The organism is Streptomyces sp. WAC 04229, assembly GCF_003947455.1.
Taxonomy (GTDB): domain Bacteria; phylum Actinomycetota; class Actinomycetes; order Streptomycetales; family Streptomycetaceae; genus Streptomyces.
On record NZ_QHJH01000025.1, the window covers coordinates 13,565 to 30,148 of the forward strand.

The window sequence follows — 16,584 nt, forward strand, 5'->3', positions numbered from 1 at the left end:
GAGCGGGGTGGCCGGCCCTTTGCCGATGCACGGCCACGCCGCGGTCCGGCCCCGGCCGCACTGGCCGGGGTCGGGTCGGTCAGAACGAAGGCTCGTTGTCCGGCCAGGTCGGGATGGGCCCGAACCGGACGCGCAGCACGCGCCGGTCCGACCAATCGCCCGCGCGGACAGCGGTGGTCATGGGCGGGAAGTCCTGTCGGCTCATGCGGCCAGCAGGTGCCTCGCCGGGGGAGCGGTGTAGGAGGCGGGGTCGGCGGGCGTGCCGTCGAAGCACTCCAGGCAGGACCCCAAGGTCTTGATCGGAATGCAGTGGAAGTAGCGCCGGCGGCAGGTTCCGCATGTCTGGCGGGCTGCCATCGCTTTGTCGAGCGCGGCTTCCTTCGCGAGGGTCATCGGGAGCTTCGGCTTCGCCAGGTCGATCCTGTACAGCCACGCCCACCGCTTCCCGCCGCGGCATTCGAGCCGGGCGACCGGCTCCTGGCCGCCCGGGCGCAGTCCCATCTGGCGCAGCTGACGGCGGGTCGCGAGGTTCTCGCGCCCGGCCTGCCTCCACCGGAAGACCGGTAGAGATCCGTCGCCGGGGTCGTACGGGTCGACGTCCACCACGTCCTGGTCCTGGCCGGCCATCACCTGCTCCAGGTACCGGGCAGCCGGCGCTGGGGCTGCGGGTAGCGGGGGCCGGGACGCTGCGGGCGGGGCCGGCCGATCCGGCGGCGCGGGCGGGGGATGAGCACGAGTGATCTCCTCCAATCGTCGGTGGGCAGCGCTGCACCCCGTCGACGTGGTGCTGGTGTCGGCGGGGTGCAGCGGGTGGTGCGGCTGGGTTATGCGGCGAGGCCGTGGGCCGTGCGCGTGGGGTGCTCACCGGGCGTGGCCGGCGCGGGCGTGGTGTGGCCCGGCCGGGGTGTGTCCGGCTGCTGCTGGGGGGCGCCGTGCAGGTGGGTGCCGATCAGGTAGCCGATCAGCAGTCCGGTGACGCCGAAGACCTTGTGGCGGTTGGCTTTCCACCAGGTCGGAGCCGGGGGCTCGGTGAGCACTCCTATGACGGTCGGGGCTTTCGCCAAGACGGGGTCTCCTTCTCTCGTGGGCGGGGACGGGTGTTGGTGTGCCGTGGGCCTGTCGCGTGGGGGAGGAGTGCGTCACGCTGGGAGCCGGATGACAGGGAGATGGGGGTGTGATGGGCCTGTTCCGCAGTGATCCGCCCGTCGTGGACTTCGAGGCGGTCATCGATACCGACGGCGTCACGTGGCAGGCGTTCACGGACGAGGACGGGGTGCTGGTCATCGACACCGACGCGGACGTCGAGGTGTTCGTGAACCGGGCGATCGTCGGCGGGTTCGTGTATCCGGCGTGGGTCGACGACTACGGACGCCTGGTCATCGAGCTGGACGGCTGACCGGCCAGCAGGGTCGCGCGTTCACAGGTCTTTCGCCGCAGCCGTCGCCGCCGCTTGGTCCAGCATCCGCAAGGGGATGCGGCCAGATCCGTGGGCGTCGTTGAAACTGGGCACGGAGTCGACGTGGGCGCCGAAGCGGCGGCGGATGGTGTCCAGGACCACGGATGCGGCGTCGGCCTCCAAGGCGCGGTCTCCGCCTGCTTCGTTGCGGATGGCTCCGAGCAGGCAGACCGATCCGGATTCGTCGCGCAGTGCGCCCGCGCACCAGCCGTCGGCTTCCATCCGGGCGCGGGCCCGCTCCAGGAGAGCGGCCACCGGCGTGTCCGGCTGCGTGGTGCTGTGCTGCTGCGCCGGCGGCTGGAGCGTGGGCGTGAGCGGGACGGTGATGATGTCGGCGAGGTCGACGGGCTCGGTGTCGATGTGGGCGGTGTTGACCTCGTAGGCGACGGCGGCTTCGTCCAGCCGCAGGGACATGGCCGCTGCGACAGCGGTGAGCCGGTCCTCGAGGCTGAGACCGTCCTCAGCGGCGGCGGGGTGTGCTGCCGGGGGCGGCTGGAGAGCCTGGGCGGCTGGCACGGTGTGCAGTGCGGCCATGAGGGGAGCTCCCGTCAGTTCAGCGACAGCAGGCCGGCCACGGCGTGCAGGGCGCGGGTGAGGGCGGGGGCCATGCCGGTGGTGGCGAGGCAGAACCCGAACGTGGTGCAGGCGAGGGCAGAGCCGAAGCCGACGGTGCGCTGGCGCAGCAGGACGGTTACGACGACGGCCAGGACCAGCACGGCGGACACGGAGACGATCACAGGGGGATTCCTTCCATGTGAGGGGGCGCAGGGGTGTAGCCCGGACGGATGCCGGGAGGTGGGTGCCGGAGCCCTCGGCAGCGGCGGCCGGGGGCTCCGGCAGACAGCGGGGGCCGGTCAGTCGTCGGCCGCCAGGGCGAAGTCGGCGCGCAGCTCGCGCAGGACGTCGTCCTGCGCGTCGGGGGTGACCAGGACGGGGCGGGCCTTGCTGCCGTCGGCGGGGCCGACGATGCCGCGCTGTTCCAGGGATTCCAGGAGGCGTCCGGCGAGGGCGAAGCCGACACGCAGCTTGCGCTGCACCATGGACTGCGACCCGAACTGGCTGCTGATGATGAGATCGGCGGCCTGAACGACCAGAGCGCCGTCGACCCCCTCAGGCAGCTGCGGCTGCCGGGGCTGGTCCTGGGTGTCGTGCTGGTCGGGGGCGGCGGCTTGGTGGCCGGCGGGGGCGTAGAGGCCGTGGTCGACCTGGAGCAGGCGGCCGTCGGTGACCAGGTCGGACAGGGCGTTGCGGATCGTGCCGGAGGCGGCGTCGACCTGCTGGCGGATCTCCTTCGCTGTCATCTGGCGGTCGACGACGTCGAGGACCTTGTCCTTGACGGTGCGGGTCTTGGGCTTGATGGCGGGCGGGGTGAACGAGCCGATGCCGGTGAACTCCGGTGCCAGTGCGAGGTCGTCGGCGTCGCCCGTGTCGTTCTTGGAGGGCGGCGGCGTCGTCCAGTCGTGCCACAGGCCCAGCTCGGTCAAGGCGTTGATCTCCCGGTCGGTGAGCGTGTTGATGCCGCCGTGTTCCGGGAAGATCTCACCGAGGCCGTCGGGGGAGCCGTCCTTGGGCAGGTGCACGTAGAGGCTGCGCATCATGGTCGCCCCGGATCCGGTGACGGTGTGGCCGACGCCCTGGGTGGGGTCGCCGGGCACGTCGTCGGTGACGCCGTGCATCCGGTCCATGAGCGAGGTGCGGGCGTTGAACCGGTCGGGGATGTCGGCGAGGTCGACGTCGCCGGCGAGGCCGCCGGTGGCCTGGCGGGCGGCGATGCCGCCGGAGGAGCCGGCGATGCGCAGGACGACGCCGATGCCGCCCTGGACCTGGTCGCGCAGGGAGGCTTCGCCGCCGAGCTTGGACAGGTTGAGGGACTGGCCGGCGAAGACGATGCCGATGCCGAACTTGCGGCCCTCGCGGGCGAGGACGTCGGTCATGTGGGCGATCTCGTCGCCCAGGGCGTCGTCGCCGACGAGGGAGTTGAACTCGTCGAGGACCAGGACCAGGCCCGGGTAGGGGGAGTGCGCGGAGAAGTCGTGGCCGACCTCGGCGTTGATCTCGCCGCGGATGTCCATCAGGGCGATGGCGGCCTTGAGCATCCACCAGGTGAAGACCGGCCCGGCGTTCTGCCGGTCGATGTGCCGGCCGACGGCGCTCATCTGCGCGTCGGGCCGGGCGGAGGTCACCCAGTTCGCCAGGCCGGCCAGCGCCCACGCCGCGCACATCAGGGCCAGGGCGACGGTCTTGCCGGAGCCGGTGACGCCGACCAGGAACCCGTGCAGGGTGCCGGCGGCGGACTGCATGTGGACCTTGGCGTCAGTGCCGTCGTGCGCGGTGCCGATGGTGTAGCGGCCGTACGCGTCCAGGGTGAGCAGCTCGCGGGTGGCCCGTCGGGAGGCTTTCAGCGGTGCTGACTCGTACAGCGTCACCAGGGCCTCGCGGCCCCGGGATTCCGCGACCAGGCGCAGCTCCTCGGGCTCCACTCCGAACGCGGAGCACAGCTGCTGGTGGTTGATGCGGGCGATCTCGCCCGGCTCGACCTGGGCGAGGACCATGCCGCGGGCGGGCAGGTCACCGGTGGCGGGAAAGCTCTCCACCCGGACGATGTCGCTGCCGGGGATGGCGCCGCCGGGGCGGGCCACCTTGTCGGCCCACATGTCCTCGATGCTGCCGCCGCCGCGGCGGGTGGTCGGCGCGACGGTCAGGCGCAGGCGGCCCGGGCCGGTGCCGGGGATGTCGCCCACAGCGACGCAGGCGACGGGCACGCCGTAGGCGGCGGCCGCGTCGACCGGGTCGATGCGGGGCACGGGCTTGCCGGCGGGGGCGACGATGTCGGCGGTGAAGTCCGGGTGCGCGGCGTCGATCGTCTGCTCGATGTTCTCCAGCCGGGTGCCCTCGGCGACTTCCGCTTCGTCCCACAGGCGCATGACCAGGCCACGGAAGCCGGGCGGGTAGGCGGTGGACGTGCCGGCGGGCGGGGTCCAGGTGGAGCGGGTGATGGGCAGCACGAACGACATGAGGGCGCCCCAGCCGAGCGCGGCGGCGGGCTCCCACCAGGGGCGGCCGGGCACGATCGCGGCCGCGGCGTAGACGGCGCCGCCGGTGACCGGCCCCAGGACGCGCTGCGCGGTGCGCAGCGTGCGGTGGAAGTCGCGGGTTTTGACCTTGCGGTAGAGCCACCACACGCAGCCGCCGCTGACTGCGGCGGCGGTGGCGTGGGCGGGCAGCGCGTCCAGGGAGGGGACGTAGGCGAGGGCGGCAGCGGACGCCCCGTAGGCGACCATCTCCGCCTTTGCGCGGGCGGGCATCTGGCTCATCGGTCGGTTCCTTCCAGCAGGTCGGGGGAGGGGGTGGTCCGCTGGTCGTGCTGGAGGCCGCACCGTCCCGGGCGGGGGCGGTGCGGCCTCCAGCGAGGCCAGGGGTCACTACTCGCTGTCGTCGCTGCGGGCGAGCCGGTGCAGGGCGTCGGCCACGATCTGGCTGTGGTCGAAGGCGAGCGCGAGGCCGACGCGGGGTGCGGCCAGTGGCGTCCACTGCACGGCGGCGGCGTCGTCACCGGGCCGGGCGATGGTGTCCGTCTGGACGGTGGTCATGTAGGCGACGCTGACGAAGCGGCCGCGGGGGTCTCGGTCGGGTCGGTCGTAGACACCGATCAGGACCAGGTCTTCCTCCGCGACGTCAACGCCGGTCTCCTCCCGCAGCTCACGCGCGGCGGCCGTGCGGGACGTTTCCCCGGCGTCGACGTATCCGCCCGGCAAGGCGAGATGCCCCGCGTAGGGCGGCCAGCCCCGTTCGATGAGCAGCACTTCTCCGCCTCGTACGCAGATCACGTCGGCGGTCATCTGCACGGTTTCGGTTGCCTCGGACATGCAGGGTTCCCTTCTCGGACACGGGCCGGGGCCGTGCCTGCTTGGCAGGAGCGGCCCCGGATGCGGAACGTGGGCGTGGTCAGTTCTGCTGGTAGAAGCCGGGCTTGGCCTGGCGGGCACGGGAGGACGTCACGGCGGCGTGGATGCCGCCGTACTCCGCCTGGTGCTCGTGGTGGAGGTGGCCTGCGGCGGTGTGCATGACGTCGGCCGCGCCCACCAGGCGGGTGCACCGGCCCGCCACCGACCCGAACGCGGCGGCGATGTCCTCGATGGTGGTGACGTGCTGGGGGTCGACCTGCGCGGCAGCGCTCAGGTCAGCCAGCTGGATCGCGGTGTTGGCATTGCCGCGCATGCGCTGGGCGAGCCGTTCGGACTCCTCCATGAGCCCGGAGGCGGCCTTGCGCAGCGCGCGGAACTTCGCGACCAGCGCGAGGTATCCGTTGCTGTCGCCTTCCATGCCGATGGTCACTGCGTCTCCCTCGTGTCAGTTCTCGTTGTGGATGCGGGCGCTGGGTGTGTGCAGGCCCGCGTCGGCGGTGGCGTCCTGCGTCGGCCGGTAGTCCCTGGCCATCGCCGTCTCCTCCGCCTCAGCGCGTTCCGCGGCGTCCAGCGCGGCCTGCGCGAGGCGTTCCACGGTGGCGGTCATCTCGGAGACGCTCTCCATCAGGCCGGCGATGGCTCGCTTGGTGCGGGGGCCGGACACGTTGTGCGTGCGCTCCAGGTCGTCCGTCATCTGCTCCAGCTCGGCGAGCAGCCTCCGGGCCCGGCCGGCCAGGGCTACTGCGTCGTCGTAGGTCTCCATGCCGTCGGTCGTCAGCGCGGTGAGGACCTGGAGGGCTTTGCCAAGGCTGATGTCGGTGGCGTGCTGGGAGGCGAGAGCGCCTCCCGCCGCGGCTGCGGGTGCCGCCGTACGCGCGGCCGGTGTGGGGGCAGGGGGCATCGGGATGGGTTCCTTTCTGCGGGTGGTGCCGGGCCGGGGCCCGGCGGGACGCTGCGGTGCACGAGGAAGGACGGGTGCCGCTTGCTTGGGCAGGGCCTGGCGCGAAGGGGCGATCGCGGTGGGCTCCCAGCGTTTGGCGTGCGTGCCGGGCGGGTCGACCTGCTCCACCGTGATGGTCACCGGGCCCTCGGGGCCCTGGTCGAAGGGCGAACTGCGCGGCTGGTCGTAGCCGTGCGGGCCGGGCTCGCCGCCCCTGGGGGCGTGGTCCTGCTTCCTGCGGCCGCCGCTGTCAGCCTTGCGCCGCCAACCCGAGCCGCTCTTCCCCCCGTCGCGGGCATCGTTCTTGCCGCGTCGGCGTTCACTGGCGTCTGCCGTCCACGCGTCCCGGCGCTTCTTCCAGCGGTCGTTGACGGCCTCCCACGCGGCGTCTTTGAGGTGCACCCGGTCCTGACTGCTGGACCCGGTTGCCCCGCCGACGGTGGGCGGCTTGCCGGTGCCGTGGTTGGGCGGTATGCCGTCCGTCGAGCGGGAGGGCTTGGAGCGGCCTCCGGCACCGACGCGGTTCTTCAGGTCGTCCCAGAACGTCGGCCCGCCCTTGACCGGGCCGCGGCCGCCGGATGCTGCGGTGCCCGAGCCGCCCCTAGACGGTTTGGGACCCGTGGTGGCGCCCGGGCCACCGGACGCCCCGGAACCGCCCGAGCCGCCGGCGGACTTCTTGCCTTTACGCCACCAGTCGGCGACGGCCTGGCGAGGCGATCGCCGCCCCTTTCCGTCCGTGCCGGGGGCAGGGCCGCGTGCGCCACCGGCAGCGCCGGCGCCTCGTGTGCCGCTTCCTGCCGTGTTCCCGCTCCCGCCGGCCCGGCCGCCGCCCGTGCCACCGTTTCGGCCGCGCAGACCGCCGTTGCGGTCCTGGGAAGGGCCGTTTCGGGTGCCCCCCGCGCCGTTTCGCCCTGAGGAGCCGCCGTTTCGGCCGGCTCCCGCCGGGCTGCCGGACGAGCCGAGGCCGGCCCGGCCGCCCGGGGCCCGGCCGCCGGCACCGGTGGAACGCCCTTGCGCGGAGGCGCCTGACGGCGCTGTGCGACCCGATCCAGACCGGCCCGGACCGACACCGCCACCGGCCCTTCCCGGGCCGCCTGCGCCGCGCCCCAGGGCGCTGCGGCCGTAGGCGTGGCTGGAGGGGACGCGGGCGCGGGCGTGTTCCTTGTCGGCCTCGGCGCCCAGGCGGGCGGCGTCGGCGCGGGCCTTGGCGGCCAGCAGGTCCATCTCCCGCTCGTGCTTGGCGGCTTCGGCGCGGCGGGGACCGGCCTCCTGCAGCCAGGTCTGCAGCCCCTCGAACGCGGCGAGCGCGATGGCGAGGACCGCCGCGAGCGACAGGGCGCCGGTGCGGGGCGGGAGCCCGTGCGGGTCCGGCGCAGCGGGGGCCACGCCGTCGCTGCGCAGGGCCGCCGGGACGCTGCCCACTGTGCTCGGAGCGTGGGGCACCGCAGGCGCGTCGAACGCGGAAACTCGAACAACGCCGGGCGCCGCATCAGGCGGCTGCGACGCCCCGTTGAGCGTCGGCGAGGGCGGGACGGGCGGGGGCGGCGGGGACCCGATGCGGGGCATCTGGAGCACGTTGTCCGGGCTGTCGTCGTCGGACACGGCCCCTCCTCTCCTGGTGACTACCGGTGAGGGGAGGAGGCCCTCTCGCACGCGTACGCGTACGCGTGGTTGGGACCCCCGTCAACCCCCGTTTCGGCGGTGATGATGATGACGATGACGATTACTGGCAGTGATCCCGGTAGAGGCGTTCCAGCTCCGCCGACAAGGCGTTGAACGTGGCGTGGTCGCCGCTGTGCTTCACCTTCTGGAGGGCGGAGATCTTCACCAGGTCGAGCCAGGCCCGGAAGAACTCCTCCGGGCCCCGCTCGCCCGCGGCGCGGGCCTGTTCGAATCGGGCGTTCCAGTGGGCCGCCTTCTTCGGGGACATCGCCGGCGGCATCAGGCGCCCCGCTGCTGCTTGCCGAAGAAGTCCCCGAGCAGCTTCGGCGCGCCCGCCGGCGCCTCCTCACCGTCGCCCGGGGCGAGACGCTGAAGGGTGGCCTGCGCGCTGTTGTGGGCGGCCGTGCCGAGCTGCTGCTTGCGCTGTGCCTTGCGCAGCGCCTTGTCCTCGCGGCGCCGCAGGACGACGTCGGGCTGGGTCTCCTCGTAGGCGGCGACGGTGCCGTTGATGGCCTTGGCGGCCTGCCGCATCGCCTTCGCGGCGTCCCGCAGGGGCTTGACCCGCTTGCGGGCCCGGGCGGCTGCCGAGATGCCCCAGGGCAGGTCACCGTCCAGGCGGCGGGCCTTCAAGTCGGCCTGGACGGCGTCGGCGAGGGCGTCGTAGGTCTGGGCATCGGTCAGCAGGGAGCCGCGGTGCTGGGCCTGCCAGCCCTCACGCTGCCCGGGCAGCGCCAAGGCCTGCACGCCCGTGGTGACGCGGGTGGCAATGTCCTTGCTCATCAGGGGTTTTCTCCTCGGGGTGTCGGGGTGCTGTACTGGGGTTCTGGGACTGCTTCCGGCAGTCGCAGCGGAGGGCCAGCCCGATTCGAGCGGGCTGGCCCTCACTGGCGTGTGCCGGACGGAGGATCAAGGGCGGTAGCCGCCGGCGATGAGCGCGCCGGCCTCCTGGCGGTACTTGGAGGCGGTGTCCGTGGACGACACGTCGAACTCCCGCTGAACGTCGGCGATCGTGACGACCCGGCACAGCTCGCGGTGGATCCCGTCGGCGTCCAGGCCGACGAACACCGCGTCAGCCGCGAACGCCATGCGGGCGACCTTGCGGACCGCCCGCTCGCGCGGCGTCAGCTTCGCGGCGTCCTCGATTTCAACCGCGCGCCGCTCGACTTCGGCGGCGGCGAGCCGCCTTTCGGCAGCGGCGTACTCGGTTTCGGCCTCACGCCTGCGGGCCGCCTGCGTGTTCGCGTCGGCGGTCGCCCTGCGCTCGTTCTCCTGGGCCGTGAGCCGGTCGGCTTCGGCGGCGCGGCGGCGGGTTTCGGCAGCGGCCCGTTCCGTTTCGGCGGCGACCCGGTCGGCTTCGGCAGCACGCTGCCGGGCATCCGCGATCTCCGCCGTCTCAATGGCCTGTGCCTCCGCCGCGGCAACCCGGTCCGCCTCCGCAGCTTCCTTCCGCTTCTCCGCCGCCTGGCGCTCCAGCTCCGCCGCGCGGACATCCGCGGCGGCCTTGGCCTCGCGCTCCTGGGCGGCCTTGCGCTCCGCCTCCGCCTCGCGGGCGCGGGCCTCCTTGATGACGGCCGTCTCCAGCGCGGCCTCCTCCAGCTCAGCGGCCCGCTCGGCGGCGCTGACCTGGGCTCGGGCGTGTGCGCGGGCCTGGCCGGTCTCGCCCTCCACCCGGGCGCGGACGGCCTCGAGTTGGCCCTCCGCCTGCAGCCGGTCGGCTTCGGCCTTCGTGCGCGCGAGCTCCCGGCGCGTCTCCGCGTCCAGGCGCCGGCGCTCCGCCTCCTCCGCGCGGGCCTCGGCAGCGCGTTCCTGCTGCTCAGGCATTGCGAGGGCCTGCGTGACGGTGTAGCCGTGGGCGGCCATCTTCATCGGCAGCAGTTCGTCCTCGGTGGCCTTGCCGAGGTCGCCGTCGTGCTTGCGCTTGAGCCACTGCTCGTAGCCGATGAGCTCCTGCTGGCGCCGGATCATCTCCGGGTACGAGGTGACGTTGTGCAGCCGCATCCGGCGGTAGAACCGCGGGGTGGCGACGGGGGAGAGGATCCAGCGGTGCAGCGGGATCCGGTCGGTGACCGTTCCCGCCTCCAGCCTGGCCTTTTGGATGATCAGGCGGCGGGCGGCCTCGACGCCGATCACGAAGAGGATCGGCATGACGCCGTGGCTGGCGGCCTGCACCGGGTCGGTGCCGATGTGGCCCTGTGAGCTGGCGTTGAACCAGATCGTCGCGCCGGTCATGGCGTGCGCGGCCATCCGCAGGAGCGGCCACGGGGTGCCCTTGCGGATCAGGTACAGGTCCAGGGCGAGGAACGCGATGATGCTGGCGTCGACGCCGACGGGGAACCAGGGGGCCAGTTCCTTGCTGAATCCCCAGCTCAGGGCGACCTTGGCCAGGGTGCTGTAGGACATCGCGAAGCCGATGACGCCGACCAGCGTGCCACCGAACGCGGCGACGAGGGACAGGGCGGTCATCAGCCGGTCACGGACGGGCTTGATCGTCTTCCGCTTGTCCGTCCGCGAAACACCCCGGGCCGTACCCGAAACGTTCTCGGGTGCGTCCGAAGCGCGGTCCGGCGGGTGCGAAGCGGGGGCGTCGGGAGCCGCGGTCTGCGGCATGTCGGTGATCGTCATGAGGGCCTCCGAGAGGGGTCGTTCAGGGCGGAGTCGAAACGGTGGCCGGTGCTCCCGAAACGCGAGGGGTGCGTTCCCGAAACGGCGGCCAGTGCGGACGGTTGATCACCAAACTGGCACCGGCTCTACCCGCTCCGGGCACACGAAAAGGCCGGCCTCCCGAGCGGCGGGCGGCCAGCGCATGGAAGCGCTGCAGGGCGGGCCCGAAACTGCCTGCCGCTCCCGACGGGCGGGAACGAAATGGATCCACGCTGTCCAGCTCCCCATCACCGCCCGACCCGGCCGCCACGAAAGCGGTCGGTGCGGGCGGATCAGGCAACCGTCAGTCAGGCCGTGACCGCGAGGGGCCGGTGCGGGGCGACGACGTGTCCGTCAGGGAGCAGCTCGCCGGTGTCCTCGAAGAGGAAGACCCCGTTGCACAGCAGGCTCCAGCCCTGCTCCGGGCGGCTCGCGGTGATGCGTGCGCTCTCGCGGTCCGGGCTGTCGGCGGCCGGGCACTTCGGGGTGTGCGTGCACAGCGAGTCCGGCAGCCGCCGGGTGCCGGTCGGGGTGTTGCGGTCCATGAGCTCTCCCGGGGGGAAGGAAGGGAAGCCCGGGACTTTCCCGGGCTGGGGACGTGCGAAAGGCCGGCCGCCCGTCGTGCGGGCGGCCGGTCGATGGCAGTGCTGCGGGGCGGGCCAGAAGTTGCCCAGCGCTCCTCCCGTCCAGCGATCAGGCGTTGGCGCGCTTGCGGGCGGCGCGGCGCTTCATCCGGCGGCGCTCGTCCTCGTCGGTTCCGCCCCACACGCCGTGCTCCTGACCGCTCTCCAGCGCCCACTGCAGGCAGCGCTCCATGACCGGGCAGCGACGGCACACGGCCTTTGCCTCCTGGATCTGCAGCAGCGCCAGTCCGGTGTTGCCGACCGGGAAGAACAGGTCGGGGTCCTCGGTCCGGCAAGCCGAGTGAGCCCGCCAGTCGGTGTTGACCGGCAGGTCGGCGGAGTGGGCGTAGCTGGCGCGTACGATGGATTCGCGATTCATCGGGGCCTCCCAGAAGGTCCAAAGCGAGAACAGCCCCAGGGCGGCCACCCTGGGGCTGTTGCGTGCGCGGCGGCCGGACGGCCGGAGCGGGGGTGAGCTCCCGGCGCTCTCCGCCGGCCCCGCCCATGAAGGCGCGGGGACGACGGGCAGAGCCGGGGTCAGCGCTGCTTCTGTCGTGCGGTGTAGGCGTCCTGGAGCCGGGCGAACCGCTCGTGGATCGGCACCCCGTCCGCACACGGCGTCTCGACCTGGCAGGCCGGGCAGGCGGCGGTGTGCTTGGCAGAGTCTTCGAACGCCTTCATGTAGCGGACGAACAGGTCATCGGTCGGTCGGGCGCTCATCGGCGGTTGGCCTCCGACCGCTGGTTCTGCTCCCTGTTCTTGTGCGAGAGCGCCTCGCGTTCGGCGTCGGTGAGGCTGACGATCACGCCGCAACCTCCCAACCGACCAATGCCGGCCCGATGGTGGCAACGAGGACCAGGGCGACGCGGGCGATGTCCTCGGGCTCATAGCCCTTGGCGTCGTCCTCGCGCTCGATGTCGTCGATGATCCCGGCCCGCGGCTGCGGCGCAGTGCGTGTCATGCTGTGTCGCATCAGGTCCTCCGAGTCAGGTCCTGGACAGCCCCGGGGGTCCGATCCCTGGGGCTGTCGCATCGGTAGAGCCGGTGTCCGCCGCGCTCTCCACCGCCCACCGACCGACCCGAGGGCCACGCGGTGGGCGACTGGGCAGCGCGGGGCTGCGAAGTGTTTGGTGTTGCGGCGCGCGGCCTTCTGCCTTCCGCGCTGACCACCTTTCGACCGGGAGGTGGAGTGCCCGCGACCATTGGCTCACCCGCCGGGTCGTGCGATGTGCCGCTTACCGGCTGGGGGCTGTCGTCGCGCTACCGCCGCAAGGTGCTGCGGGGGAGGGTGATCGCTCGGACCCACGCGGCAGCCGAGACAGACCGTGGTCTGCCTTGCTGCCGCTCCGTGGCACGAAGAAGGGTCGCTCTCACTTCCCCGCCTCGTACCGCCGTTCACGGTGACCGGATTTCTGGCTCCGGTCGTGCCCTTCTGACGCGTCAGTCACCAGTCCCGCAAGGACTGAGGCCCGGTTCACCCTTACGCGCAACACCCGGCCAGTTGCCTGGTCAGGGGCGGCAGTCGTCACACCGGCTTTCGCGTCTTCGGTTCTCAAGGAACGGTCACTCCCCGGTCCAGCCACGTGGTGCTGGTGCGGCTTTTTCGGGAGCTCGGCGGTCGGTGAATCTGGCCGCTTCAACCGCCGCCACTCGAGGTGGCGACGATGGGAGCCGTCAGAGCCGAAGGGCAGGGGTTCAGGCCACAAGCGGCAAGGGCGCGGCGGTAGCCAGCGGGGCGATGCGCAGCTGCGCGGCATAGGGGAAGAGCACGTCGACCAAGCGCTCACGCACCAGCGCGGTGGCGGTCGGGTCGGTGGCGACGATGTCGCGGGCGGCGAGCAGTCGGTTCTCGCGGGCCTCGATCGCGGCCACGGCGGCGGTGATGTCCAGGCCGTCCAGCCGCTCGTGGGGAAGGGAACCGGCCTCGTACATCTCCAGCGGTGTGCCGAAGGCGACATCCAGGTCCAGGGCCGAGAAGTCGGGGAGCGGGACCTCCACCGCCTCCAGGAGCGCGAGCGTCTCAGCGTCGAAGGTCTCGGTGGTGGGGGAGTTGGCAGTGTTCACGGAAGGAGCTCCCTTCGTTCGGGCTACTGATGACCAAATTAAGTTGCACCATCCAACTTGCGACGCTTGGTCGATGACGACGTTGACACACTCGGATCGCCGCGTCAACAGCCAACGCAACATGGATCGTTCCATGTTGCGTTGGTTGTTGCGTAGGAGACAGACGAGTGAGAGAGTGCAGACATGGCACACACGTCATCGAAGTACTTGCAGCTAGCGGAAACGCTGGCCGATGCGATCCGCAGGGGGGATTACGCACCGGGCGACCGGTTCCCCACGGTGGTGGAGCTAGCAGGGGCCCACGATGTGGCACCCAATACCGCATCGAGGGCAGTGCAGGTGCTCAAGGAACGGGGGTTGGTGTCGGGGAAAGCCGGCGGCACAACCCGCGTGCGGGTACAGCCGATTCACCAGGTGAGGGCGAACACTCGCTACCAGGCGGAAAAGGAACTGGTTTTGGAGCCAGAAGAGGTGAGGGGAGGCTTCGGCGTAGCGGAGTCGGACCACGGCGTGTCCGTGTCGACCATGGAAAACTATGTCCAGATCGACGTGGTGCCCGTCCCGACCGATGTGGCCGAGGTTCTTGATGTGCCACCCGGCTCGCTGGTTCTGCGCCGCATCGGCACGCGACGCACCAAGCAGGGCGCTGGCATTGGGCAGTCCGTCTCGTACATGCCCCACGATCTCGCCAGCAGGAATGCGGACCTGTTCGATCCTGAGCGCGAACCGTGGCCCGGTGGCGCTCAGCACCAACTCCACACTGTGGGCATTGAGGTTGACCGCATCGAGGACCGGGTCACAGCAGCAATGCCGACGGACACCGAGTCCGAGGAGCAGGACATCCCTCCAGGCGTTCCTGTGATGCGTGTACGGAAAATCTCGTATTCCACGGAAGGTCAGGTCGTAGAGGTGACGGATATTCCGCTGCCTGCGGATCGAACGGAACTCCGTTACATCACACCACTGAAGCGATGGTCATGAACCGGATTATTAGCGTAGTAACGCCTGTCTACGACGGCGGAGCTAAGTACCTGAGCGAAGCCTATGAGTCCGTCAGAGATGAACGCGAACGCCTCCCTGATGGCTGGGATGTGCAGTGGCTAGTCCAAGAGGACGGGACCACAGGAAGGCCTCTTCGGGGCATCCCAGAAGAACCTTGGATCTCTCCAGGGATGGCCAGCAAGAGCGGTGCGGGAGCGACTCGCACAATGGCACTGTCGCGAGCGACGGGCGATCTGGTCCGTGCGCTGGATGCAGATGACGTGGTCCTCCCCGGCGGCCTCGCTCGCGACATCGCCGCTCTAGAAGCGCATCCTGAGATGGGATGGTGCATCTCGGCTGGGCTGGATCTCCTGCCGGACGGATCCACAACGGCTGGGCCATATGACCCCCCAGAGGGGCCACTCACCTACGAGACGCTGCTCGCTGCGTACGACGACGACCGGTTCCCGGTGATCAGCACACATCTGACCGCACGTACGACACTGTTGCTCGCGGTAGGAGCCTGGCCGGCGATCCCGGCATGGGAGGCAATCGCGGCTGTCATGTGCTGCGCCGCCGTCTCGGACGGGTGGATGATCTCGGCGCCAGGAGGCATCTACCGGAAACACCCCGGCCAGATGACGTCACAATCCTCGTATGCCGTGGTAGCCGACCAGGCAGAACTCCGGACGATCGTCCGCGCACAAGCCGTGGCGCTACGCGGCACAGGCTGGCGTTGGCCGTAGAAAGCCCTCCCAGCGCAGCATCGATCCCGTGGCAGCGTCAGCCGGAAGTGTCCACCTTCCGTGAGAGCTTCGACGCCGTCCTCGCCCACGAAGCCTGAGAGAAGCGGATCGCGACTTCCATGACTACACGCCCGTACGTCATCCTCTCCGCTGCCATGTCGGTCGACGGCTACCTGGACGACGCCAGCCCCGAGCGGCTGCGCCTGTCCAATGCGGCCGACTTCGACCGCGTCGACCAGGTCCGCGCGGAGTCTGACGCCATCCTGATCGGCGCGACGACCATGCGGAAGGACAACCCGCGCCTCCTGGTCAACAGTGAGGAACGCCGGGCTCAGCGCGTTGCCGAGGGCAAGCCGGCCTACCCCCTCAAGGTGACTGTCACCCGGACCGGCGACCTCTCCGCCGACCTCAACTTCTGGCACCACGGCGGCGAGAAGCTGGTCGTCACTGTCGACGACGCGGTGGAGAAGGTGCGCGCCACGCTCGGTGACCTCGCCGCGGTCATCAGCGTCGGGCCGGAGCTCGACTGGGGCCTGGTCCTCGACGATCTCGGGCGACGTGGCATCGGCCGGCTCATGGTGGAGGGGGGCGGCACGATCCACACCCAGCTCATGGCCGCGGACCTGGCCGACGAGGTGCACCTGGCCATCGCGCCGTTGCTAGTGGGTCAGCCGGAGGCGGCACGCTTCCTGGGCACCGCCGACTACCCCGGCGGATCGACTGCCCGGATGAAGGTGCTGGAGGTCCGCGCGATCGACGACGTGGTCTTCGTTCGCTACGCCCCGAAGGGGCGCACCGCCTGATGTACGCGCCCGAAGCTACACAGAAGGTGCCTGCCCGGGGTGTGAGCACGTGTCGAGGGCGGGCCCGACACGTCGTCACCTACCGTTACGCGGTGGTGCGCTTGGGGAGTAGGGTGTCCCTGGACCTGATCGACAACTGCACGAGAAAAAGCCCCCTGGACCTTAGGCAAGTCCTGGGGGCTCTCGGCCAGGAGATCCTGGCCCGGCGAACCCCCTTTGGCAAGAAAGGAGGTCGCGCGATGAAGGGTACCCGTACCCGCACGCGGACACACACCACCCCGCCGTTGAAGCGACCGTTGTACGTCGCTCCGGTGGGGTGCCCGCGTTCCGGTAGCTGCTCTGGGACCCACCGACTTCAGAGCTATTTCTCTAATCTGGGGCAACTCGACTTCCGTGCTGGTGGGCAGCACGGGCAGCTCTCCACTCGGGAGGCCGAGACGTCGTAGTCGCCTGATGCGGCGGCGCCCTTCGGGCCCATAGCCGCCGGGACGCCCAGTTCCCGAAGTGTTAGCGCACCTCGGCTGAGCGCCCCCTTCTGACACCGACCGGGTTAGCACCCCCGGTCGAAGGGGTCGTCCGGACCGGTTAGCAGCCGGATCCGAACGCTCGTACTGGTTCCTCCAGAACCACGAAGCACCCACAGGGGGCTTCGTCATGCCGTCTTGGCGATGCCTCCACGACAGGAGTCATTGTGCAGGACTGCCATGCCGTTTTCCAGCCCAGCTACGCCCGTTTGATCCGATTTCGCGCCGTCTGGGCACTGT

Annotated in this window: 20 protein-coding genes; 4 read left to right on the plus strand and 16 right to left on the minus strand. The window is 71.1% G+C overall.

Annotated elements, in window-relative coordinates; genetic code table 11:
* Nucleotides 1–201: 201 nt before the first annotated feature.
* Nucleotides 202–627: an RRQRL motif-containing zinc-binding protein gene (locus tag DMH12_RS10115; protein WP_125491233.1), complete on the minus strand. Its 426-nt coding sequence runs from the start codon at nt 625–627 to the stop codon at nt 202–204.
* Nucleotides 628–824: 197 nt separating this feature from the next.
* Nucleotides 825–1,064, minus strand: a complete 240-nt coding sequence (locus DMH12_RS10120; RefSeq protein WP_125491234.1) for a hypothetical protein — start codon at nt 1,062–1,064, stop codon at nt 825–827.
* A gap of 113 nt (nt 1,065–1,177) precedes the next feature.
* Here DMH12_RS10120 and DMH12_RS10125 point away from each other — a divergent pair, with 113 nt between their 5' ends.
* Nucleotides 1,178–1,396, plus strand: coding sequence for a hypothetical protein (locus DMH12_RS10125; protein ID WP_125491235.1), 219 nt, complete (start codon nt 1,178–1,180; stop codon nt 1,394–1,396).
* Between the two features lie 21 nt (nt 1,397–1,417).
* Here the strand turns inward: DMH12_RS10125 and DMH12_RS10130 are convergent, their stop codons facing one another.
* The 14 genes from DMH12_RS10130 to DMH12_RS10190 all read right to left on the minus strand — a co-directional run bounded on the left by DMH12_RS10130 (nt 1,418) and on the right by DMH12_RS10190 (nt 13,290).
* A complete protein-coding gene (locus DMH12_RS10130; protein ID WP_125491236.1) occupies nt 1,418–1,990 on the minus strand; it encodes a hypothetical protein in 573 nt (190 codons plus the stop codon).
* Between the two features lie 14 nt (nt 1,991–2,004).
* Complete coding sequence (locus DMH12_RS10135; protein ID WP_125491237.1) at nt 2,005–2,193, minus strand: hypothetical protein; 189 nt, start codon at nt 2,191–2,193, stop codon at nt 2,005–2,007.
* Nucleotides 2,194–2,310: 117 nt separating this feature from the next.
* Nucleotides 2,311–4,770, minus strand: coding sequence for a DNA translocase FtsK (locus DMH12_RS39725; protein WP_260474162.1), 2,460 nt, complete (start codon nt 4,768–4,770; stop codon nt 2,311–2,313).
* A gap of 108 nt (nt 4,771–4,878) precedes the next feature.
* Nucleotides 4,879–5,322: an NUDIX hydrolase gene (locus DMH12_RS10145; protein ID WP_125491238.1), complete on the minus strand. Its 444-nt coding sequence runs from the start codon at nt 5,320–5,322 to the stop codon at nt 4,879–4,881.
* Nucleotides 5,323–5,401: 79 nt separating this feature from the next.
* Nucleotides 5,402–5,791, minus strand: coding sequence for a conjugal transfer protein TraB (locus DMH12_RS10150; RefSeq protein WP_125491239.1), 390 nt, complete (start codon nt 5,789–5,791; stop codon nt 5,402–5,404).
* A 15-nt stretch (nt 5,792–5,806) separates the two neighbouring features.
* Nucleotides 5,807–7,903, minus strand: a complete 2,097-nt coding sequence (locus DMH12_RS10155) for a hypothetical protein (RefSeq protein ID WP_125491240.1) — start codon at nt 7,901–7,903, stop codon at nt 5,807–5,809.
* 121 nt (nt 7,904–8,024) lie between these two features.
* Nucleotides 8,025–8,231, minus strand: a complete 207-nt coding sequence (locus DMH12_RS10160; RefSeq protein WP_125491241.1) for a hypothetical protein — start codon at nt 8,229–8,231, stop codon at nt 8,025–8,027.
* An 11-nt stretch (nt 8,232–8,242) separates the two neighbouring features.
* The gene (locus tag DMH12_RS10165; protein WP_125491242.1) at nt 8,243–8,743 is read right to left on the minus strand and encodes a hypothetical protein; all 501 of its coding nucleotides are present in this window, start codon (nt 8,741–8,743) and stop codon (nt 8,243–8,245) included.
* 126 nt (nt 8,744–8,869) lie between these two features.
* Nucleotides 8,870–10,585, minus strand: coding sequence for a DUF2637 domain-containing protein (locus DMH12_RS10170; RefSeq protein ID WP_125491243.1), 1,716 nt, complete (start codon nt 10,583–10,585; stop codon nt 8,870–8,872).
* A gap of 326 nt (nt 10,586–10,911) precedes the next feature.
* Nucleotides 10,912–11,103 carry a DUF5999 family protein gene (locus tag DMH12_RS10175; RefSeq protein WP_312023917.1) on the minus strand — a complete coding sequence of 64 codons (192 nt, stop codon included), beginning with the start codon at nt 11,101–11,103 and terminating at the stop codon, nt 10,912–10,914.
* 193 nt (nt 11,104–11,296) lie between these two features.
* On the minus strand, nt 11,297–11,605 hold the full coding sequence (locus tag DMH12_RS10180; RefSeq protein ID WP_125491245.1) for a WhiB family transcriptional regulator: 309 nt from the start codon (nt 11,603–11,605) through the stop codon (nt 11,297–11,299).
* A gap of 158 nt (nt 11,606–11,763) precedes the next feature.
* Nucleotides 11,764–11,946 (minus strand): hypothetical protein, encoded by a 183-nt coding sequence (locus tag DMH12_RS10185; protein WP_125491246.1) that lies wholly within the window; start codon nt 11,944–11,946, stop codon nt 11,764–11,766.
* Nucleotides 11,947–12,028: 82 nt separating this feature from the next.
* The gene (locus DMH12_RS39010) at nt 12,029–12,187 is read right to left on the minus strand and encodes a hypothetical protein (protein ID WP_185832239.1); all 159 of its coding nucleotides are present in this window, start codon (nt 12,185–12,187) and stop codon (nt 12,029–12,031) included.
* Between the two features lie 734 nt (nt 12,188–12,921).
* On the minus strand, nt 12,922–13,290 hold the full coding sequence (locus DMH12_RS10190) for a hypothetical protein (RefSeq protein ID WP_125491247.1): 369 nt from the start codon (nt 13,288–13,290) through the stop codon (nt 12,922–12,924).
* Between the two features lie 183 nt (nt 13,291–13,473).
* Here DMH12_RS10190 and DMH12_RS10195 point away from each other — a divergent pair, with 183 nt between their 5' ends.
* The 3 genes from DMH12_RS10195 (at nt 13,474) to DMH12_RS10205 (ending at nt 15,820) form a co-directional block, all read left to right on the plus strand.
* Nucleotides 13,474–14,271 carry a GntR family transcriptional regulator gene (locus DMH12_RS10195; RefSeq protein WP_125491248.1) on the plus strand — a complete coding sequence of 266 codons (798 nt, stop codon included), beginning with the start codon at nt 13,474–13,476 and terminating at the stop codon, nt 14,269–14,271.
* Nucleotides 14,262–15,017, plus strand: a complete 756-nt coding sequence (locus tag DMH12_RS10200; protein WP_260474163.1) for a glycosyltransferase — start codon at nt 14,262–14,264, stop codon at nt 15,015–15,017. Before DMH12_RS10195 ends, DMH12_RS10200 begins: the two co-directional genes overlap by 10 nt.
* Before the next feature lie 119 nt (nt 15,018–15,136).
* On the plus strand, nt 15,137–15,820 hold the full coding sequence (locus tag DMH12_RS10205; protein ID WP_125491249.1) for a dihydrofolate reductase family protein: 684 nt from the start codon (nt 15,137–15,139) through the stop codon (nt 15,818–15,820).
* Nucleotides 15,821–16,584: the final 764 nt, after the last annotated feature.